At 53.6% G+C, this 20,776-nt stretch carries 21 protein-coding genes; 12 read left to right on the top strand and 9 right to left on the bottom strand.

Annotation, left to right across the window (positions count from 1 at the left end; all coding sequences use genetic code 11):
* The first annotated feature begins 210 nt into the window (after positions 1-210).
* From BQ5383_RS06485 to BQ5383_RS20005, 3 genes are read left to right on the top strand one after another with little or no spacing between them, the layout of a single operon-like run.
* The gene (locus BQ5383_RS06485) at positions 211-456 is read left to right on the top strand and encodes a FeoA family protein (protein WP_071430471.1); all 246 of its coding nucleotides are present in this window, start codon (positions 211-213) and stop codon (positions 454-456) included.
* The gene (gene feoB, locus BQ5383_RS06490) at positions 453-2,453 is read left to right on the top strand and encodes a ferrous iron transport protein B (protein ID WP_071430473.1); all 2,001 of its coding nucleotides are present in this window, start codon (positions 453-455) and stop codon (positions 2,451-2,453) included. Before BQ5383_RS06485 ends, feoB begins: the two co-directional genes overlap by 4 nt.
* Before the next feature lie 23 nt (positions 2,454-2,476).
* Positions 2,477-2,644: a FeoB-associated Cys-rich membrane protein gene (locus tag BQ5383_RS20005; RefSeq protein WP_076944457.1), complete on the top strand. Its 168-nt coding sequence runs from the start codon at positions 2,477-2,479 to the stop codon at positions 2,642-2,644.
* A 156-nt stretch (positions 2,645-2,800) separates the two neighbouring features.
* Here BQ5383_RS20005 and BQ5383_RS06495 read toward each other — a convergent pair whose 3' ends face one another.
* Entirely contained in the window at positions 2,801-3,328 is a 528-nt protein-coding gene (locus BQ5383_RS06495; RefSeq protein WP_071430475.1) for a cysteine hydrolase family protein, read from the bottom strand.
* Between the two features lie 347 nt (positions 3,329-3,675).
* Between BQ5383_RS06495 and BQ5383_RS06500 the strand changes: the two genes are divergently transcribed.
* From BQ5383_RS06500 to BQ5383_RS06515, 3 genes are all read left to right on the top strand, one after another.
* A complete protein-coding gene (locus tag BQ5383_RS06500; protein WP_071430477.1) occupies positions 3,676-4,761 on the top strand; it encodes an MGDG synthase family glycosyltransferase in 1,086 nt (361 codons plus the stop codon).
* Between the two features lie 15 nt (positions 4,762-4,776).
* Positions 4,777-5,817 (top strand): lysylphosphatidylglycerol synthase transmembrane domain-containing protein, encoded by a 1,041-nt coding sequence (locus tag BQ5383_RS06505; protein WP_071430479.1) that lies wholly within the window; start codon positions 4,777-4,779, stop codon positions 5,815-5,817.
* Positions 5,818-6,280: 463 nt separating this feature from the next.
* Entirely contained in the window at positions 6,281-6,493 is a 213-nt protein-coding gene (locus BQ5383_RS06515; protein ID WP_139193371.1) for a hypothetical protein, read from the top strand.
* A 186-nt stretch (positions 6,494-6,679) separates the two neighbouring features.
* Here BQ5383_RS06515 and tnpA read toward each other — a convergent pair whose 3' ends face one another.
* From tnpA to BQ5383_RS06535, 4 genes are all read right to left on the bottom strand, one after another.
* Positions 6,680-7,156 carry an IS200/IS605 family transposase gene (gene tnpA / locus BQ5383_RS06520; protein WP_071430484.1) on the bottom strand — a complete coding sequence of 159 codons (477 nt, stop codon included), beginning with the start codon at positions 7,154-7,156 and terminating at the stop codon, positions 6,680-6,682.
* A 209-nt stretch (positions 7,157-7,365) separates the two neighbouring features.
* Positions 7,366-8,304, bottom strand: a complete 939-nt coding sequence (locus BQ5383_RS06525; protein ID WP_071430486.1) for a putative ABC transporter permease — start codon at positions 8,302-8,304, stop codon at positions 7,366-7,368.
* Positions 8,305-8,491: 187 nt separating this feature from the next.
* Entirely contained in the window at positions 8,492-8,794 is a 303-nt protein-coding gene (locus BQ5383_RS06530; RefSeq protein WP_071430488.1) for a hypothetical protein, read from the bottom strand.
* Positions 8,795-8,800: 6 nt separating this feature from the next.
* Positions 8,801-9,094, bottom strand: coding sequence for a DUF2089 family protein (locus tag BQ5383_RS06535; protein WP_071430490.1), 294 nt, complete (start codon positions 9,092-9,094; stop codon positions 8,801-8,803).
* Positions 9,095-9,508: 414 nt separating this feature from the next.
* On the opposite strand from BQ5383_RS06535, the gene BQ5383_RS06540 reads away from it, so the two are divergent.
* Entirely contained in the window at positions 9,509-10,654 is a 1,146-nt protein-coding gene (locus BQ5383_RS06540; protein ID WP_071430492.1) for a hypothetical protein, read from the top strand.
* Between the two features lie 400 nt (positions 10,655-11,054).
* Here BQ5383_RS06540 and BQ5383_RS06545 read toward each other — a convergent pair whose 3' ends face one another.
* A complete protein-coding gene (locus BQ5383_RS06545) occupies positions 11,055-11,261 on the bottom strand; it encodes a hypothetical protein (protein WP_139193372.1) in 207 nt (68 codons plus the stop codon).
* A 63-nt stretch (positions 11,262-11,324) separates the two neighbouring features.
* Positions 11,325-11,582, bottom strand: a complete 258-nt coding sequence (locus tag BQ5383_RS06550) for an AbrB/MazE/SpoVT family DNA-binding domain-containing protein (RefSeq protein WP_071430496.1) — start codon at positions 11,580-11,582, stop codon at positions 11,325-11,327.
* A gap of 213 nt (positions 11,583-11,795) precedes the next feature.
* Here BQ5383_RS06550 and BQ5383_RS06555 point away from each other — a divergent pair, with 213 nt between their 5' ends.
* From BQ5383_RS06555 to BQ5383_RS06565, 3 genes are all read left to right on the top strand, one after another.
* Complete coding sequence (locus BQ5383_RS06555; protein ID WP_235821952.1) at positions 11,796-12,371, top strand: nucleoside recognition domain-containing protein; 576 nt, start codon at positions 11,796-11,798, stop codon at positions 12,369-12,371.
* The gene (locus BQ5383_RS06560) at positions 12,368-12,898 is read left to right on the top strand and encodes a spore maturation protein (protein WP_338061413.1); all 531 of its coding nucleotides are present in this window, start codon (positions 12,368-12,370) and stop codon (positions 12,896-12,898) included. The genes BQ5383_RS06555 and BQ5383_RS06560 overlap by 4 nt, the downstream gene beginning before the upstream one ends.
* A 279-nt stretch (positions 12,899-13,177) precedes the next feature.
* Positions 13,178-14,557 (top strand): MATE family efflux transporter, encoded by a 1,380-nt coding sequence (locus BQ5383_RS06565; protein WP_071430500.1) that lies wholly within the window; start codon positions 13,178-13,180, stop codon positions 14,555-14,557.
* Between the two features lie 481 nt (positions 14,558-15,038).
* On the opposite strand, the gene BQ5383_RS06570 is transcribed toward BQ5383_RS06565, so the two are convergent.
* Positions 15,039-15,872 carry a MerR family transcriptional regulator gene (locus BQ5383_RS06570; RefSeq protein WP_071430502.1) on the bottom strand — a complete coding sequence of 278 codons (834 nt, stop codon included), beginning with the start codon at positions 15,870-15,872 and terminating at the stop codon, positions 15,039-15,041.
* A gap of 133 nt (positions 15,873-16,005) precedes the next feature.
* Here BQ5383_RS06570 and BQ5383_RS06575 point away from each other — a divergent pair, with 133 nt between their 5' ends.
* Positions 16,006-17,364 carry an MATE family efflux transporter gene (locus tag BQ5383_RS06575; RefSeq protein WP_235821953.1) on the top strand — a complete coding sequence of 453 codons (1,359 nt, stop codon included), beginning with the start codon at positions 16,006-16,008 and terminating at the stop codon, positions 17,362-17,364.
* A gap of 416 nt (positions 17,365-17,780) precedes the next feature.
* Here the strand turns inward: BQ5383_RS06575 and BQ5383_RS06580 are convergent, their stop codons facing one another.
* The gene (locus BQ5383_RS06580; RefSeq protein ID WP_071430504.1) at positions 17,781-19,562 is read right to left on the bottom strand and encodes a WD40/YVTN/BNR-like repeat-containing protein; all 1,782 of its coding nucleotides are present in this window, start codon (positions 19,560-19,562) and stop codon (positions 17,781-17,783) included.
* Positions 19,563-19,745: 183 nt separating this feature from the next.
* Here BQ5383_RS06580 and BQ5383_RS06585 point away from each other — a divergent pair, with 183 nt between their 5' ends.
* On the top strand, positions 19,746-20,408 hold the full coding sequence (locus BQ5383_RS06585; RefSeq protein ID WP_071430506.1) for an HAD family hydrolase: 663 nt from the start codon (positions 19,746-19,748) through the stop codon (positions 20,406-20,408).
* The last annotated feature ends 368 nt before the right edge of the window (positions 20,409-20,776 follow it).

Raw genomic sequence — 20,776 nt, forward strand, 5'->3', positions numbered from 1 at the left:
AATCATTCGCATTTATTTATTATACTGTTCCTTCGGCCAAAGTCAAGAAAATTTTGTCGCTGCCGCTGAAACTTCTCTTTTCCGGCCCAAAACCCAACAAAATTCATTGACTTTTTCTCCCCCATACACTAAAATTTAACCTGCGGCAAAAAGCCGTTTTCTTTCGATATGTAAGTTAGCCTAATCTAACATTGAGGATGGTTGAAGGATATGACACTGGATCACCTGAAAACCGGCTGCGCCGGTATCATCACAGCGGTAGGCGGAAGCGGAGCGCTGCGCCGGCGGCTGCTGGACATGGGCCTGACCCCCAAAACCCGGGTGATGGTCCGCAAAGTGGCTCCCATGGGGGACCCTATTGAAATTTATCTGAGAAGCTATGAGCTGACCCTGCGGAAAGAGGAAGCTGCCAAAATTACCGTGGAGCCTGTTGACGGGAAGGAGGCACAGGGATGATTTTCGCGCTGATCGGCAATCAAAACTGCGGCAAAACCACCTTGTTCAATCAGCTGACCGGTTCCAACCAGCATGTGGGCAATTTCCCCGGCGTGACGGTGGAAAAAAAGGAAGGGCGCATCCGCCATACGGACAGTACAGTGGTGGATCTGCCGGGCATCTATTCCCTTTCCCCCTATACTGCCGAGGAAGTGGTGACCCGGGATTTTCTTCTTCAGGATAAGCCGGATGGCATTATCAACATTGTGGACGCCACCAATATTGAACGGAACCTGTATCTGACCCTCCAGCTGATGGAATTGCAGCTGCCTATGGTGCTGGCGCTGAATATGATGGATGAGGTAAGCGCTTCCGGCGGCTCCATTGATGTGCAGCGCCTGTCTCAGGATCTGGGGATTCCGGTGGTGCCCATTTCCGCCAGCAGAAACCAGGGAATTTCCGAGCTGGTGGATCAGGCCCTCCGGGTAGGGGAGCAGCACATTCTGCCCGCCCGGCTGGATTTCTGCACCGGTGAGGTACATCGTGCCATCCATGGTATCGCTCATCTTATTGAGGACCATGCCCAGGCCATCAAGATGCCGGTGCGCTTCGCGGCCACCAAGCTGGTGGAGGACGACCAGCCCACCATCGAGGCCCTTCATCTCAACCAGAACGAGCTGGAAACGCTGGTCCACATCACCACCGAAATGGAGCAGGCTTTGGGGACGGACCGTGAGGCCGCCCTGGCGGATATGCGTTATACATATATTGAAAAGCTCACCAAGGATACGGTCCATAAGCCCCAGGAGACCAAAGAGCAGCAGCGTTCGGTGAAAATCGACAATCTGCTGACCCATCCTGTATGGGCCATTCCCCTGTTTCTGCTGATCATGTCTCTGGTGTTCTGGTTCACCTTCGGTGTGTTTGGTTCCTTCCTCAGCGATCTGATGTCCCTGCTGGTGGATCAGGTAACCACTTTGGTGGACGCCGGGCTGACAGCTTATGGCATCAATCCCGTTCTCCATTCCCTGATCATCAACGGCATTTTTGCCGGTGTGGGCAGTGTTCTCTCCTTCCTTCCCACCATCTTGATTTTGTTCTTCTTTCTTTCCCTGCTGGAGGACAGCGGCTATATGGCCCGGGTGGCCTTCGTCATGGACAAACTGCTGCGGAAGATCGGTCTTTCCGGCAAGTCCTTCGTTCCCATGCTCATCGGCTTCGGCTGCACCGTTCCGGCGGTGATGTCCTCCCGGACCCTTTCCAGTGAGCGGGACCGGAAAATGACCATCATCCTCACCCCCTTTATGTCCTGCAGCGCCAAGCTGCCGGTCTATGGCCTGTTCACCTCGGTCTTTTTCCCGGACAATGCCGCCCTGGTGATGATTTTCCTGTACATTCTGGGAATGGTCGTGGCTATCCTTTATGGCCTGGCGCTCAAAAGCACCCTCTTCCGGGGACAGCCCATCCCCTTTGTTATGGAGCTGCCCGCCTACCGGCTGCCTTCCGCCAAAACCATCGCTCTGCATATGTGGGATAAAGCCAAGGATTTCATCCACAAGGCTTTCACTGTTATCTTTGTGGCCACCATCATTATTTGGGTGCTCCAAAGCTTTGATACCCGCTTCAATGTGGTGGACGACAGCGCCCACAGTATGCTGGCCATGCTGGGTTCCTTCATCGCTCCCCTCTTCGCCCCTCTGGGCTTTGGCAACTGGATGGCCTCCACCGCTCTGGTCACCGGTCTGACCGCCAAGGAAGCGGTGGTCAGCACCCTCACCGTCCTTACGGGAGCCGCTGACAGCGCTGGTCTGGCGGCAGCTTTGGGACAGATCTTCGCCCCCAAGGCCGCTCTCTCCTTCCTGGTGTTCACTCTGCTGTATATGCCCTGCGTGGCTGCCTTTGCCGCCATCCGCCGGGAGTATGGCTCAGGGATCAAAGCTGTGGGTATCATGGCGGCCCAAACCGGTATCGCCTGGTGTGTGGCTTTCTGTGTTTATCACATCGCCCTGATGTTCTGATCTGTTATAGAAAGGAGCCCCCTATGGGTATACAGGATATCATCCTTCTTCTGCTGCTGGGGCTGCTGGTGGTTCTGGCTCTGGTGAGCATCCGCCGCAGGCGGAAAAAAGGAGGCTGCGCCGGTTGTTCCGGCTGCTCCGGCAGCTGTGCCGGTTGTTCCTCCGCTTCTTCCCGCAATACGCAGGATTAAAAAATATTTACAGAAAAAATCCCGCTGGAAAAGAGATGGCTCTTTCCCGGCGGGATTTTATGTTGCTGCAAAATTCAAAAAATGAAACAGGGGGCTTCAATCCAGCGGACCTGGGCGCCTGTTCTTGCTGAGGCAGGTATGGGGGCTGTCCGCTTTTTATATCACTTCCATCTGGAGCCCCTTCATCACATCCAGGGCCTTCTGATGCATCTGAGGATCGAAGCTGGCGCACAGCTGGGAATGGATGACGATCTCCGCCTGAGGATAGGTGGTTTGCATCAGGATGGCGTTGCTGATGACACACATATTGGTCACCACCCCTACAAAATGCACTTCCGTGGGCTCATACTCCTTGAGAAAGCTCCAGTTGAGAGCACCGAAGCAGGGCTTGGTCATCAGATATACATGGGGATAGCTGGCGTTTCTGTAATGATCCAAACTGCCGTAAAGGCTCCATCCCTCGCTGCCTTTGAGACAATGGGGGGTGGGAAGGTGCCGTCCTTCTCGGGTATCCAGGTAATCCTGCCCATGGGTATCCAATGTAAAGACCACCGGAGCGTCCTGGGCTACAAATTCCTCCACCAGCTTTCGGATGCCCTCTTCCAGCTCCGCCGCTTTGGGGAAGCCCAGCGCGCCGTCCACAAAGTCCTTCTGATAGTCCACCACCACTAAAACCTTGCCCACTTTCAGCACTTCCTTTCTTTTTGAGGAAAAATCCAGATTCCTTTGGTAGCATTATAATACACCGCCTGATAAAAGGCAATTTTCTTCTGATGCTGGGAATGTTTCCTTCCTGATTCCCAGAGAATGAAGATTTTTGATTCCTCCAGTCGTTGTGGTAAATGAAGCCTCCGGAGGCTGTTGTTTCAAAAAAATTTACAAATATTTTCTTCTCCCGTCACCGAAGGATGCTGGAAGGTGTGGTATCCTTGTCCTGTACTAATAGAAGTAGTACAGATGATACGGATGTAAAATCTTGATCAGCGCCAGGTAAATGCCGGGCGCGGTTATAGAAAAGGAAGTGTAGATTGATGAAGCTGCTGATTTTGACCGGAAAATTCGGAATGGGACATTTTTCTGCTTCCCGTTCCCTCTCCCGCCAGATCCAGGATGACTTCACTCAGGCTCAGGTGGAAGTAACCGACTTTTTTGAATACGCCGTACCGGATTACTCCCACAGCATCTATGAGGCTTTTTCATTGTTGGTGAGCAAGGGCAGCAGCGTCTACAATGTCTACTACCGTATGACCGAAAAAGGCGGCGGTGAACTGCCTTTGCTGCTGGAATGGTATCTGTTGGAAAAAATGGAAGCCCTTCTCGCTCAGCGCCGTCCCGACGCGGTCATTGCCACCCTTCCCCTTTGTGCCCAGCTGGTGTCTCTGTATAAGGAGCGTTCCGGCAGCAACTTGCCCCTGATCACCTGCATCACCGACATCAGCACCCACCGGGAGTGGATCAGCCCGGGAACCGACTGCTATCTGGTGGGTCTGGAGCTGGTACGGGAGGGGTTGGTGGCACAAGGGGTGCCGCGGGAAAAGATACTGGTCAGCGGTATTCCGGTACGGCCGGAATTTCGCCGCATCCACCGGGAACAATCCAGAAAGGATCGGAAGGAACTGCTGATCATGGGCGGCGGGTTGGGATTGCTGCCCCGCTCCGAAAGCTTCTACCGGCAGCTGGACGCCCTACCCCGGGTACACACCACAGTCATTACCGGCTCCAACCAGAAGGCCTATGACCGCCTTCACGGCCGATATGGGAATATTGATGTTATAGGCTACACCGACCAGGTCCATCAGTACATGGCCCAGGCGGATCTGATTCTCTCCAAGCCCGGCGGGATCACCCTGTTTGAAACCATCTGTTCCGAACTGCCGCTACTGGCCTTCTCTCCCTTTCTCCAGCAGGAGATCAACAACAGCCGCCTGCTGGACCGTTATCAGATCGGCCGGGTACTGGACCGCAATCAGCGGGAATGTCTGGAGCAGATCCGCCAGATGCTTTCCGACCCCGGAGCGCTGGAGCGGATGCGGGAAAACATCCGCCGTCTGAAAGCCCAATTTGATTGCCGCCTGGTAGGTCTGGCGCTGCGCCAGCTGGTACCTGCCGCCTGCTGAAAAGGAGTGAGGTTAATGACTGCGCGTCTAAAAAAACTGTGGGGAGCTTTGCTGCTCCTGGTGCTGATGGGCGGCACAGGGCTTCTTCTGGCCCGGGACCTGAGTCCCGCCGCTGTGGCAGCGGCTTTTCATCAGGCGGACCTGCGGTTTCTGCTGATGGCTGCCGGACTGATGACTGCCTTTATGGTGTTGGAAACCTTCAAGCTTCGGGGGCTTTTTCTGGGCCTCACCGGCAGAAAACTGGGTCTGCGCCGCAGCCTGGGCTACGCCTTTGTGGGATTTTATTTCAGTGCCGTCACCCCCTCCTCCACCGGAGGGCAACCGGCTCAAATCTACTATATGTCCCGTGATGGAGAGGATGGAGCAGCGGCAGCTCTGACCTTGCTGCTGATGGCTTTGGCACACCAAACCTCCATGGTCACCCTGGGCGGGATCTTTTTCGCCACCCAGCGGCACTTCCTGCTGGGACAGATGACCGGCCTGGGGCTGCTGTTCCTGGTGGGATGGGGCGCCAACCTGGCCATGCTGGCGGGAATCCTGGCACTGATCCTCAAGCCGGAACCGGCTCTTCACGCCGTCAGCCGGGTCATCACCCTGCTGGGTAAGAAAAAGATCCTTCGGGACCCGGAGGGGCTCAACCATCGTCTGGAAGAAGCCGCGGCGGCCTATGGACGGGGCAGACAAGCCGCCGCAGAACATCCGGGCCGAATGGTGTGGCTGATGGCAATGACCATCGCCCAGGCTCTGCTGATGTATCTCATCCCCGCCGCCATCTACTGGGCCTTCCACCTGAGGGGTTTCTCTCTGATCCAGCTGTTGGCCGTTCAGTCCGCTCTTACCATTTCCGTCTCCACACTTCCGCTGCCGGGTTCAGCGGGAGCCTCGGAGGGCAGCTTTCTGGTGCTGTTCCGTCAGGTATTTGGTCTGTCCCTGGTAGCACCGGCGATGGTTCTCAGCCGGGCAGTCAGCTTCTATCTGCCTCTGGGGATCAGCGCGCTGGGTACCGCCGCTGTTCATCTTCTCCCCAGCCGCAGAAAAAAGCAGGCTTTCGGATGATCTTGAGGCTGCCGGCCCAAAAGATCGCCGTCAAAAACATCTTTGGAGGACTTTATGAGCAAAACGGCCCCATACTGGCTCATTTTCATCTGTCCATACCGGGCTCCCCTGAAGGCCGCTTTTGTATGACGAAAAGAGGATTTCAAAGGCTGTTTGCGTATCTGGCAGACAGCTTTTTTCCTTCCTGTTCCTGCCCGCCGCCTTGTTCTTTCATCACATACCTTTGGGGGACCGGTCAAAAAGCCCCAAAAATTTTCCACCGGTTTTCCCGCCCTTTCCCCCGATTTTCCTCCGAAAATTCCGTCGTTTCAACAGGATTTCCCCAAAAGTTGTGTAAAATCGAAAACCTCGACGGCCTTCGACAAATTCTCGCCGGAGGATAGGGTATAGTAAAGATGCCGGAGAAAATGTCCCACTTTCGGGACACCCGGTGAAATCTGACAAAAAGGACCGGAAACTGCTTATGATGAAATCTGTACGGCTTTGGATGATCGCATGCCTCATTGAATCTGAATGGCGCAGGATCGCCTCTTGGAGGAAGAAGGCCGCCCGCCTGATCGACGGGGGAGCTCCTTGGACTTCCCCAGAGCTGGTGGAGCTGTCAGACCGGATCGCCCGAAGCGGTTTCCGCAGCTGGCGCCTTCAGCAGCGGTATCGCGTTCTGGCGGGTATTTGAGGAAAGGAAATGACAGCGGCCATACTTCTTACATAAAGCGATTTATGCCAGTCAGGACCCCCGGCTAAGCCGGGGGCTTGGGATAGCCCTAGAAGGGCATGATACGGACAACGCCCCTAAAGGGGCCACGAATGGGTCGGCCAACTGCATTGCTGACTCATGGCGGGCCCCTGAAGGGGCGTTCCTTTACGCCTTGGTATTCTTGCTACCCGTAAACGGGTCTATGAACTCCTTTAAACTCATTTGATCCGCTATCTGGTCTGTCTCTAACTGTTGTTTGATGTATTCCTGTATTTGCTTTTTATTTCGCCCCACTGTATCTACATAATATCCTCTTGCCCAGAAATGTCTGTCCCCATACTTATACTTCAGATTCGCATGTCTGCCAAAGATCATTAAACTGCTTTTTCCTTTGAGATATCCCATAATTTGTGATACACTATACTTCGGTGGAATACTCAGAAGCATATGGATATGATCTGGGCACGCTTGTGCTTCTATAATTTCCACTCCCTTTTGCTCACACAGCTTTCGCAGTATTTGTCCGATATCTTTCCTGATCTGACCATATATTGCCATTCGCCGGTACTTTGGCGCAAATACCACATGATATTGGCATCTCCATCTTGTGTGCTGCAAACTTTCTATATCTTTTTCTTTCATAGAAAAGACCTCCTGGTTCTTTATTGTTGCAGTTGGCCGACCGCAACTCTATTCTACCAGAAGGTTTTTTCACTATATAATTTCTTTTACTCTCCCCGGCTTAGCCGGGGGTTCTCTTTTCGCTAAAGCATACTAAAAGAACTCCTCCCAACGCATACATAGCTGCATTGGGAGGAGTTCTTTCTGATACAAAAAGGAAGTTTCCGTTTTCAGTCGTTTTTCTGGTCGGAGCGGGAGGAAATCTCCGACAGCTTTTCCTTCAGGCGCTCCAGTGCGTCTCCATATTCAGAGGAACGCAGCGCGGGGAATGCCTTGAGCAGACGGCGGTCCTGGAACCGGGACATAGCGGTGGAACGGGCTTTGATCTGTTCGATCCGCTGCCGCAATTCCGCCTTCAGCTGATCCTGTTTGAGCAGATCGGAAGCGGTTTCCACCGAGCTTTGCCAACGGCTGCGCAGCTCTTCCAGACGCTGGGGATCGCCATGGGTCTCCAAGGCTTCCCGCAGGCGCGCTTTCATTTCTTCGGGAGTCAAAGTCTCCAGACCGGTCTGGAGCTTATCCCGCAGCTGCTCTCCATGAGCTACCAACTGCCCTTTGTAATCATCCAGGGCCTGCTGCAGCTGCCGCAGACGGCTGCTCATTGCCAAAGTATGCTTCACAGTGACGATGGTATCCGCCATCATCAGCGCTGCCGCCGCTCCGGTGAAGAACATCACTGTCAGGTCAGAAAAACTGTCTACAAAGCCGGATATTCTGGGATGGAGCCAATACATCAGCACCATGGACAGGACGCCGAATACCAGCGCCCCATACAAGCAAACCCGTCCATTGATGTTAAAGGGAAAATCGTGATAATCCCACCAGCTGGCATGAAACAGCTTTTCCAGCAGCCAGCTGGTGAAATACTCCAGTACGCCGGTGACAACAATGCTGGAGAAAAACAGCGCCACAGGGGTATCGGTGACCCCTTGGAGCAGCAGCACCACGGATACCGCTCCCACGCCATAGATGGGGCAATAGGGACCGTTTAAAAAGCCCCGGTTGACCAAACTGCGGGACATGACAGAGCACAGGATGGATTCGTACACCCATCCCAATACGCTGTAGAGAACAAACCAGAGAAAAATTTTCGCTATTTGCAGCTCCATAAAAACCTCCTGAAGGTTACCGAAAGCAAAGCACACGGCAGAAACTTTTCATTCCCGCAGCGCAGAACCTGTCTTTCATTTTTGTCTATGATCATTTTCTTTTTTATTTCTCAAAAATGCCGGCTGAAAGGCCGAAAGGGTGTAATACTTCCCCCGCCGGAAATACCGGAAGCTGAGATTCACCCTCTTATTCCAGATCCTGAGCCTTCATCCGTTCCATCTCCCGGTGTTTTTGGATCCCGCTCCTGCAGCCCGCATAGATGGCCAACAACAGCAGTGTGGAAATATTGCCCAACAGCAGCACCAAAACGATCATCCCTATGGTACTGCTCAGGGACGCCCCGGGCAAAGCCGCCGCATTGAATACCATCACCAGCGACCAGAGGAAGGAAAGGCCGGGAAGTATCAGGCCAAGCCATCTGTTTTGCTGTCTGGAAAGAAAAATTTGCAGCACCAACGACAGTGCAAAAACAATCAGTAAAAAAATCATGGCGGCTCACCTCTTCTCTTTCTTATAGGCGTCAATGAGCAGCTTCGCAGTGTCAAAATCCAGCTTTTCTTCCACTGCCAGCCGCTTGACCAGAGAAATATAGGGATCATGTCCCGCCTGGTCCCCCAGACGTATCTTCTGGATGAGCCGGTCCAGCCGCAGACGCACTGTAGGATAGGTGACGCCGTACTGGGCAGCCATTTCCTTCAGGGAGCCGGATGCCAAAAGAAACTTTTTGATAAAAACCAGATCCTCATCCTCCAGCTCTGCCAGCCATTCCGGCAGCAGTTTCCTTGCCATCTCCCGTTCTCTCCTTTTGTTGTGCGCGTCCGGGGGTTTGTTCCGCCAAAGGCCGCCATCCTCGCTTGTTAAATTAATATCATCTCACAAATCAAATTATACACTTTAATTTTATTAAAGTCAACATTTAATTTTTTTAAAATCAAAAATGATTCTGCCCATTCTCGTTTAACTACATCGTACTGATATTTTTTCCTTAAGCAGGGAGCCATCCGGGTACCAGCTATTAAAATTTATTAAAATATTACAATTTTGTATTTTCATATTGTACTTTTCAGGTCAAAATGCTACAATAGGCCCTGTTGGATTTCCATCCAATTGTGCAAACCTTGTTTCACCCTGAGTTCCCGCCAGAGATGGAGAGGAAGAGCCGGAGCTCAGCACCACCAACGATCTGCAAAGGAGCCATCTGATATGAAGCATCTTTCTCCCCTTCTGGCCTGTCTGCTGGCTGCCGGTTTGGCCTTGTCCGCCTGCGGCACCTCTCCTTCCTCATCACCGTCTCAGAGTGAAGCTTCCTCTTCCGCGCCCTCCAGTTCCTCCAGTCAACAGTCCCAAGCTTCCGCCCCCTTCGCCATTACCCAGCAAAAGGTCGTGGAGCAGCTTCCCTCCAATACGGATGAGTACGGGGAGTTTCTTTCCAAGGGCTCTCCCGCCTTTGTTATTCCAGCTCTGAAAGAGGGATATGTTCCCCAGGGGATGTGCCTGCTGCCATCGGAACAAAAACTGGTCATTTCCTACTACGCCGGGGAAAAGGGAGAAAACTCCATTCTCTGTCTGGTGGATATCGCCTCCGGTCAACTGGAAAAGTCGGTACGCCTGCTCAATGAGGACGGCTCCGTTTATACCGGTCATGCCGGAGGACTGGCCGCCACTGAAAAAAATCTGTGGGCTGCCACCAGCGGCAACTGCCAGCGGCTGCCCATTGAAGAGCTGATGGCGGCGGCGGATGGAGACACGGTCCAATTTGTAGATCATTTTGTTACCGGTACCCGTGCCTCCTTTGCCAACGCTGTGGATGGCGTACTGTGGGTGGGCGACTTTTATTACGGCGGCGGCGGTTATGATACGGATAAAAGCCATCATATGACCACCCCTGACGGCTCCAAAAACCGCGCGTGGGCCGTAGGTTTTCAGCTGGACCCTTCCACCGAAAATGAACTGAAGGCGGAATCCTTTGCCAATCAGTCCACCACCGTCATCCCAGACTATGTACTGTCCATTCCCCATAAAATTCAGGGAATGACCCGTTTGTCCGACGGCACCATCGTCCTCAGTGAATCCTATGGCCGCAAGAATGCCTCCCATCTGCTGCTGCATCAGGATGTTCTGGCACAGCAGCCCCACACCACAGTAACCATCCGTGATACCGAAGTACCTCTGTGGTACCTGGATTCCAACACACTTACCCGCTCCATCACCATGCCGCCCATGAGTGAAGCCGTGGAATCCGCCGGAGATGGTGTCTATCTGCTTTTTGAATCAGGGGCCGCATCCTATGTCTCGGACGCGGTAGATCCGGTAGACCATGTCTATCATTTGTCCGGCCTGGTGGAATAACCACAGCGCTGATACAACAAGGGGGCTCTCCCCTATACCTGGCAAACTGCTGAAAAACAACAAGCCTTTTCTCCGGTCACGGTTTGGCTGAACCAGGATCCTCTTTTCTCCCTGGTTACGGATGTTCGCCGTCCGGCTTCTCGGCGAAAAGAGATAAGTGGCTGAAAAGGCGGACCTTTTTTCCGCAAACATTCAGACCATCTTTCCAATGAATTTTTTGACAGCCTATGGGGCGTTCCATTTTACAGGGCGCCTCATAGGCTGTCTGAATTTATTTCTATAAAAACCATAGCAGGCTTGCTGCCTGATGTTGGTTTGATCTCATCTTCCAGATGAAAAATCCCAGGGGAGTCTCTGCCGGTTTTACCAATAATCAGCGCTGTGTGAAAACCGCTGATTTTTAGCCGGGCACAAGACTGAACATACCGCCGGCAGAGAAAATACCGGGATGCATTCGGTCCTCAAAGGCTTTTTCCCGTTCCGTCAGCTGCAAAAATGCAGGAAAGGGGGCACAGCCGAAAATCAAAAAGTCCCCTTGAGGCGCAGTTGAGGTTTCCTGAGCCAGCCGGGGGCGTGGAGCAAAATCCGCCCCTTTTCCCGTTTCCAACAAAAAAGCACCTCCCGTTCAACAGGAGGTGCAAGATCCCAAAGGGAAACAGGAACCAATGAATCAGCGGTTGTCGCTGCCCAAAGCTCCCAGCTTTTTCGCACATTCAGCACAAACATTTTTATCCGCGAAGTCAACCAGGTTTTCCCGACTGCCGCAGAAGATACAGTTGGGAGAGTACTTCTTCAGAACGATTTGTTCCCCTTCCACGAAGATTTCCAAATCGCTCTTCAGGTCGATGTCCAGCGTACGGCGGAGTTCTACCGGCAGGACAATGCGGCCCAGGCTGTCAACTTTACGGACAATCCCGGTAGCTTTCAAAATATCGCCTCCAAATCTAAGGTTGCATTTCTTACTAATTATATCCTATATTGGTGAAAAACACAAGATGGATAGTGTGGAATAGTTTTTAAAATTTTGGAATATATATGAAATATCTGTTCCATTTTTTAAAATAGTTTGTGAACCTTACATATATTGGAAGATGAAAATACAATTCATCCGCAAAACTGCAACTGGAGGTGGAAAAGAGCTGTGTTAGGTTGGATTTTGGGAGGAATGCTGGCGATTTCCCTGGGGGCCGGATGGTTTGGCGGCCGAATGGATCTGGTTTCCCAAGCGGCCATGACCGGAGGCGGCGAAGCGGTGGAACTGGCTCTGAGCCTGGCGGGAATGCTGGCTTTATGGGGCGGGCTGATGAGAATTGCGGAACACAGCGGCCTGACCACGATGGTAAGCCGCTGTCTGGAGCCGATAACCCGCCTCCTCTTTCCCTCTCTGCGGGAAGGCGAGCGGGCCCGGGAGCTGATCTCCATGAACATGACCGCAAATCTTTTGGGGTTGGGCAATGCTGCCACTCCTCTGGGGCTGGCGGCTATGAAGGAACTGAGCCGCAGAGCGGGACATCCTGCCAGAGCCACCAGAGAAATGGTAACCTTTGTGGTGCTCAATACCGCTTCCATCCAGCTGCTCCCCGCCACCAACGCGCTGCTCCGGCTTCAGGCCGGCTCGGAGGCTCCTCTGGAAATCCTGCCTGCGGTATGGCTCACTTCCGCGGCTGGTGTAACAGTGTCTCTGCTGCTGGCCCGTGGAGGGAGGGAAAAGAGATGATGTCTGCTGCCACACAGCTATTGCTGCCGGTATTGATCGCGGGGATCTTTTTTCATGGACTGTGGAAGAAGATACCGGTGTTTGATTCCTTCGTCCAGGGGGCGGCGGACGGCTTGAAAACCGCCCTGTCCATCACACCCGCACTTGTCTGTCTGATCACGGTGCTGGCCATGTTCCGATCCTCCGGCGGGCTGGAGCTGCTGCTGAAGCTGGTCTCCCCTTTAGCCGACCTGCTGAGAATCCCCGGCGAAATTCTTCCTTTGGCGCTGATGCGCCCTCTGTCCGGCAGCGGTGCGCTGGTGTTTTTTCAGGAGATACTGGAGCGGTGCGGTCCTGACAGCTTTGCCGGACGGGCAGCCAGTGTCCTGATGGGCTCTACCGAAACCACCTTTTATACTGTGGCGGTTTACTACGGGGCGGTCCAGGTGCGTGAAACAGGGCGAACTATCCCGGCGGCGCTGGCGGGAGATCTGACAGGGCTGTTGGTGAGCGTATTGGCGGTGAGGCTCCTGTTTGGCGGCGGATAAGCTGGGGATACAGCGGATTTGTTTGCAGTAAATGCCATATCTTTTGTACGCCTTGATACAAATTTTCTATCCTCGGGGGCTGGCATACTCTGTATAGAAGCGGCCTGCCGGCTTTGGTAATGAGGAGTGCAGCCGCTTCAAATGGATTTGTGCATTCTCTCCGAGATATCAAAGAGAAAGAGGGATAAAATATCTTTTCTTTCCCTTGAATAGGGAAGATAAGGGCTGTATAATCACCTATGCGAAAGAAGATATTATTGTGAAGGAATTGACAAAAATATGGCGAGAGAAAATGACTTGGGACGGGACTCTATTCCAGGCCTGGTGCTGAGGCTGGCCATTCCGGCCATGCTGGCCCAGTTCGTCAATGTATTGTACAGTATTGTAGACCGGATTTTCATTGGAAACATTCCTGTCATCGGCGGCGACGCTTTGGCGGGAGCGGGCATCTGCGCGCCGGTAGTGACCCTCATTTCCTCCTTTGCGCTGCTGGCAGGAATGGGCGGCGCTCCCCTGATGGCCATCCGTATGGGTGAAGGCAATCAGGAGGGGGCCCGGAAAATCCTGGCCAACTGCGCCGCGCTGCTGCTGGGGCTGGCCGTAGGACTGACTGTGCTGTTTCTGATTTTCAAAAAGCCGCTGCTGATGGCTTTTGGAGCCAGTGCCGCCACCTATCCATATGCCGACACCTATATGACCATCTATACCCTGGGAGCGGTGTTTGCCATTCTGGCAACAGGGTTAAACCTTTTTATCACCTGCCAGGGCTATGCCACCATGAGTATGCTTACCGTCATCATCGGCGCTGTGGTAAATATCGTGCTGGATCCGATTTTTATTTTTGGTCTGAATATGGGTGTGGCGGGAGCCGCTATCGCAACTGTCATTGCTCAGGGCTGCTCCTGCGCTTTTGTGCTGCGGACTCTTCTTTCCTCCGGTATCCGTGTGCGTCTGAGCTGGGGCGGTTACGACCGCAAACTGATGAAGCGGGTGATGATCTTCGGTTTATCCCCCTTTCTCATCAGTTCCACCGACAGTGTGGTCATCATCGCTTTCAACAGTGTTCTCCAACGCTTTGGCGGAGCGGAACAGGGAGATTTGCTGGTGACCTGCGCCACCATTGTTATGAGCTTTATGCAGCTGATCACCATGCCTATGATGGGCATTACCAGCGGGACCCAGCCCATCCTCAGCTTCAATTACGGGGCCAAGAAAATCCAGCGTATCCGGGATGGTGAAAAGATGATCCTGATGCTGGCGGTGGCCTTCGCGGTGGTGATGTTCACCCTGGCTCATACCATCCCTCATGTCTTTGTCCGAATTTTCTCCAGTGATCCCAAATACCTGGATCTCTCAATGTGGGGGATTCGGGTGTATACTGCCTGCGTCATCCCAATGGCATTCCAGTATACCTTTGTGGATGGTCTGACCGCTCTGGGGATTCCAAAAGCAGCGGTGACCCTGTCTCTGTTCCGAAAGCTGGTATTGCTGCTGCTCACCTTCCTGCTGCCGGTGTGGTTCGGCGCAAAAAGCGCCTTTTTCTCAGAACCGGCGGCAGACCTGCTGTGCGGAACCATTTCCACCATCACTTTTCTGATGATCTTCGGCAAGGTACTGAAAAGGAGAATGGAAATGCCGGATGGAGCGTCTGTTCTGTAAGAGATGGCATAGGCATCTCTCTTGTGTATGGAACCGGGGAATTATAAGCGGGGCCCGAAAGCGGTTTTCACAATGCCCTTGCTCCCGCCTTAATTCCCAAATGTCCTTCTGAACGCAGCCACATTCCCCTTACAGCCGAACTAAAGTCATGGTTATGTAAGAGGCTGCATTTTTCTTTCACAGCTTTTTCGGCAGTTAAAACGCCCGGGCTCTCCCAAGAATTTGGGAGAACCCGGGCGTCTCAGCGTGGCGAAAAATTCGGCACACTTCCAGAGGGTATTGGATACCCCCTGGATACGCCGCAGGTTCCTGACGAAACCACCAGCGATACCCCTTCTCTGCACATTTTCCATTCCCTGCACTGCAAAAAATTACAGAGCCAGAAGATTTTCGCGTCTTCTAAAAACGGACAAAATCTTTTATCCCTTGGGATAAAACTTTGCAGGAGCATAAGCGCTGCTGTTTTTATATCACATCACCTTCAGCAGCGATCATCTTCCTTTTGTTCCAATGGCTTTAAGCGCACCTGGATCTCTGTACGAAATTCCTCCTCCTGATCTGTATCATAAATATCCACCAAATACAGCTCCAATGCCGGGCCTTCCGGCTGACGGCCCATTTTTTCCAGCTCTCCCAGCAGCCGGGGCATTACCTGCCAGGTTTTCTCATAGCTTCCTCCGTAACGGACACAGGCATATTCCCCTTCCGGCAGCCACCAGTTGCCGTCCCTGGCATTTTCCCCCAAAATCAAAACAGCGGAAAAACGGTCGTAAATCTGCCTCTCCATGGCCCCGCTGTCCAACACCGCCCCCAGCAAACGGCTGTCGATGCTTCGCAGAAGCTCTTCATGTTCCTTTTCCAGCCTTTGCAGGTGGAGGTCGATTTCCGATTCCTTGATCATTTTTCCTTTCAGGCAGTAGCATCTTCGGGGCGGCAGCTGTTGGATCTCCAGTTGTCCCAACGGCGCCTGAGCACCCTGTTCCAACGCATCAGCCCGCTTTTCCACATCCCGTCTCAGACGCCGCAGCTGAGCCATCTGCAAATCGATCAGGCTTTGCTCCCGCCGCAGCAGTTCCAGCGTTCCGCTGACAGTGCGCCGAACCATGTATTGACGGATCTCCTCCACAGGCATCTCCAGCTGCCTCAGCTCCCGGATGACGCTCAGGTCACAAATGTCCTGGATGGAATAAAGGCGGTAGCCGTTTTCTCCCCGCTGCGGCCGCAGAAGGCCCTGCTCCTCATAATATCGCAGCGTATCCGGGTGAAGGCCGAACAGCCGTGCCACTTCCCTGATGTGATAACCTTTTCCTTTCATCCTACTGCTCCTTTCCCGAAGATGGGGGGCTTGACATTCGTATTATACGAAGGTTTATACTATTTTACAAGAGGAAACATCCATCTTTTCACAACTTCTTCCCCAATGGGGAAGCGATTTAGGAGGTTTTATTTTGTTTGCCCCGGCCCTTGTAAAAAAGTTTCTCCGTTTCGCGGTTCCATCGGTGATCTCCATGTGGATCTTTTCCCTCTATACCATGGTGGACGGCCTGTTCGTCGCCAAGGGCGTGGGGGAACTGGCTTTAGCCTCTGTCAACATTGCGGCGCCCTGCACCTCAGCCCTGTTTTCATTGGGAATGCTGTTTGCCGCCGGGGCATCCACTGTCACCGCCATTCTGTTGGGGCAGGGAAAACAGGAGGAAGCCTGCTGCGTTTTTACACAGAATATTCTCACCGTAACCGTTGTGTCTGTGGCAGCGGCGATTCTCACTCTGCTGAACCTTGACCGGGTGGTTGCCTTTCTGGGCGCAACTCCCAGCACATGGGAATATGTCCGGCAGTATGTAGCCATTATCGCCTGCTTTTCTCCCTTTTTTACCGTCTCCTACAACCTGGAGGTATTGGTAAAAACCGGAGGAGCGCCTCACATATCTACAATTGGCGTTACCAGCTGCGCTCTGACCAACGTGGGGCTGGATGCTTTATTCGTACTGGGCTTTGGTTGGGGCGTTTGGGGTGCGGCATTGGCTACCGGCATTGCCCAGGTCATTTCCACCCTGATCTTTCTGATTTATTTTGTGGGCGGAAAGCGCCGTCTGGCCTTCCGGCCTTTCAGATGGAACGGAAGCGCTCTGCGCAGGATTCTGCCTATTGGTCTGGCGGACGCTGTCACCGAGCTTTCCGCCGGAGCGGTCACCTTCCTGTTCAATCATGCCATTCTCCGGCATATTGGAGAAGGGGGACTGGTGTCCTATACCGTTATTGCCTACCTCAACACACTGGTACTGATGACCATGACAGGCATTGCTCAGGGGATGCAGCCCTTGGTCAGCTACCATTTCGGCAAAGGGGAACAGCAGACCTGTCACCGTCTCTTTGCCTTGGCACTGACAACCTCAGGCGCCCTGGCGCTGTTGTCCTTCTTCTTATGCCAGGTGGGCGGCACACAGGTATTCACACTGTTTTTGGGTGCCGACAGCGCTTTGCTGGCTGACAGCGTCCAGGCTCTGCGAATCTTTTCCCTCTCCTTCCTGCTGCTGGGCTTCAATGTGGTTTCCGCCGCCTTTTTTGCCGCTCTGGAACGCCCCCGCTTTTCCTTTCCCCTCTCCACCGGACGGGGACTGGTTGTGATTGCCGGATGCTTGATGGTTCTGCCGGTGATCTGGGGCCAAAACGGCGTTTGGCTTGCCCCCGCAGTTTCCGAAGGATTATGCCTGCTGCTGGCAGTGGTATTTCTACTGGTGTATTTCCGGGAGGCTTGTGCTGAAAAGGAGAAATCCTTCTCTTCCCTGTCACAGGATCTTTCCATCTGATACTCAGCCATCATACCGCTGAAAACTTGATAGCAAAATCGCCCCCGCCATGCCTGTTGTTCCGGCAGACGGGGGCTTTTCTCGTTTTCATCTGTCTTCCGCAGCGCTGTTGAGCGGCAAAATATTTTCTCCGGATGTTATTTTTGCCCTTTTTCCCCTTCAAAGTATCTGGATAAAACAGCCGCCTTCGTTCTCTTAAAGGATACTTTTGGGCTTTGTGAGCTGCTTTTCCTGCTCTTCACCATAATCTGAAACGGACGCCTCCATCTTTCAAATCAGGAGACGTCCGCTTTATTGATTATGATGATGGGGATTCTGCGGGTAAAATAGAGACGATAAAAGGTCAGGATTTTGCTTTCAAAAAGTCCTGGCAGGATTTATCCCAACCGATTCTGCTTATGGGGGCAAATGATCCTTTATTCCAGCTGGCTCAAAGCCGCTGTTTCTCCCTGCCACATATCACTGAGGATGCTGCTGCCCTCCTGGGACGGCATGATCCAGCTTGCCCCCTGATCCTGGGACCAGCAAAAGACCTCCCCTTCTCCGGGCACTTCACAGACCAGCAACAGGCCATCCTTCAGTGTCATGGGGCCGGAAACACTGCCGGTTCGTGCCGCCTGCAGGAACTCCTGCGGCAGTGAGACTTTTTTCCACTCCCGCCCTCTGTTCCGTGTGCGATACAGTTCCGGCCCATCTCCCTTGCCGGAAGTAAGTACAAAACCATGTTTGGAATCGGTAAAAGCACCGGACAACAGCTGTCCGGCTGGTTCCGGCATAGACAGCTCCTGCCAGCTCTGGCCACCGTCGGAGGTAAGGTAGCCATACAGCCGCTGTCCCGTGGAACCGCCGCGCCCTCCCAGCAGAATCCATCCTTCCGACCGGGTGGAAAAGCCCACCAGCCGCTGATGGAAGGATTCTCCCTTCTGGGCCGCGGCGGAAAGATCCCCACTGATCCAATGCTCTCCGGCGTCATCACTGATGAGAACAGACAAGGGCTGGGGGCTCTCTTCCGGTATGCCTCCATAGACCAGTGCCGTCTTGGGTCTGGAAATAAAGCTGCCCAGAGGGTAGTGGACCTGATCGGGGTCCAAAAAAACAGGAACATTGGCCTGCCTGTCTCCATAATAAAGCCGGCAGCCTCCCGCCTCTCCGGAAAACAGCTCCAAGCGATTTCGGTTTCTGCTGGCCGCTACCTGAAAAGTGCTGATGGGGGTATCTTCATCCAAGGGATTTTCATAGGAGGCATACTGATTGGAGCGGTAGGAAATGCCTTCCTCCCCCCGCTCTATGGTCAGCAGATAGCTGTCCTCCGCCTCTACCCCTGTGACGGGATCATAGGGGACGTAATGGATCTCCAGTGTGCCCAAAACACTTTCTTCCCACCAGTCCAGTACCCGGAAAGAACCGGCATATGGCTGTGTGGACGCAGGCAGCGTCACTGTTTTGGTCACAGGGTCATACCAAGGCTCCACCGCCGCCTCCACCTGCTCAGGAAGCATCTGGGGAAAATAAGGGGCCACCAGTTCCATCATCTCTTCCAGCGTCCAATGATCCTGTCCCCCTGAGAGCTGCCTTACCAGATCCCTTATCATCTCCTCTGTCAGCTGGCGGGAGGACTGCCACAGCCGCTCTCCCAATATGCCGGAAACCGGCTGAAGATAGGTTTCATCCATCTTTTTGGCCTCGTCATAATTTTCCAGCAAATCCCGTTCCTGAATCAGAGCCAGACAAAATCCTGTGCCGTCCAGCAAGCCCATGATCCGTCCCCACTGGTTCACCGAGAGGGCCTGCACCCGGGAGGGCTCTCCATAGACGGGGGCTTCATTCACAGACGCCCCATGGACTGAGCTGACCCACGCCTCACCATTTTCTGCGGTAAAAAGCCACGCGTCATAGCTCTGTCCTTCCAAGCGGACCACTTCCAGCCGGGCATCCAGATGCCGCTCCAGCCGCTGCCGGAAATACCATACCGAATCATCTGTTGTCATGGGACCGTCGGAGCCCAGCAGTACGCCGCCCTCCTTGAGGATCTCCCGGATCCACGGAGTTTCAGAGCCTGCCAGCTCCATCCCCTGGGGATCGGTGATCCGTGAAACGGGACGTCCCACCCATCCCTGGCGGAAGATCCACAGCGTTCCCACTGTCAGCAGCAGCACTGCCGCCAGAGCGGGAATCACCCGTTTGATTGGAAACGCCATCCTTCTCCCCTCCTGTCAATGGTTTCATTGTACCGGTGTGACAAGGGACTGTCAAGCGCCTTTCCTTTTCCTTGCAACCAGGCGATGGCTGTGGTAAGATAGTGATATTCGCCGACGGACAGTGCATCTGTTCAAAAAACACAGCAGCAGTGTCCTTTGTAATAGCCGGAAGGATGGATGAAAATGATTCGGTATGGAATCTTTGATGTAGACGGCACACTGCTGGATTCTATGGGGGTATGGCATCAGGCCAGCGTCCGGCTGTTGGAAAAACACGGGGTGACGATTCCCCAAGGGCTGGATGAAACCTTGGAGGTGCTCAGTCTCCGGGGAGGGTCGGAATATCTCAGCCGTCATCTCCTGCCTCAGCTGACGCCGGAGCAGGTGCGGGAACAGATCGACCAGCAGCTGCGGGAAGAATACCGTCTGCGCATCCCTCTGAAGGAAGGGGTGCGGCAACAGCTGGAGCGTCTGCATCGGCAAGGCACCCGGATGATCATCGCCACTGCCGGTATCGACCAGTGCGCCCGGGACGCTTTGACACGCCTGGAGATTCTGCCTTTTTTCGAGGGGATGGTCAACTGCGCCGATGTAGGGGCTGATAAGAACTCTCCCCAGGTATTTTTGGAGGCTGCCCGCCGTTTGGGGGCTGCTCCCCATGAAGCGGTGGTTTTTGAGGATGCCCCCCATGCCATTCGCACCGCTCAAAAGGCAGGATTTCCTGTGATCGGCATTCCGGACTGCTGGGCTATGGCCCGCCGCCAGGATGTGGCGGAACTATGTGGAGAACTGTATCTTCCACACTGGTCCCAGTTGGAAGAATTGGAGCGGAGGATGTTCCCATAATTTTATTTGCCTTTTCAAAATCAATATGTCCATGGAAAAAGGCCAGGTGGAATCAAAGGGGTTCCACCGGGCCTTAAGCGTGCCGAAAAAATTCGGCACGCTTCCAGGGGGACCCAGTCCCCCTGGATACGCCGCCTGGTTCCTGACGAAACCAGCGGCGATACCCCCGGTTTCGCGCCCCGGCGGGCGCGGGTCGTGGTATAAAAATCAGGCGCATGTCCTGATTTTTATGATTTAAATTGCATTTGTTCTTTGAAATGTTTTTCTATAGCCTGAGGGACCGGTGGAATTTGATTCCACCGGTCCTTTTTGTGCGCCATATTTTTTCGCTGGGTACAGTATTTTATCTTGTTCCGAAAAAGTTTTCC

The sequence above is a fragment of the Angelakisella massiliensis genome (assembly GCF_900104675.1).
Taxonomy (GTDB): Bacteria; Bacillota; Clostridia; order Oscillospirales; family Ruminococcaceae; genus Angelakisella; species Angelakisella massiliensis.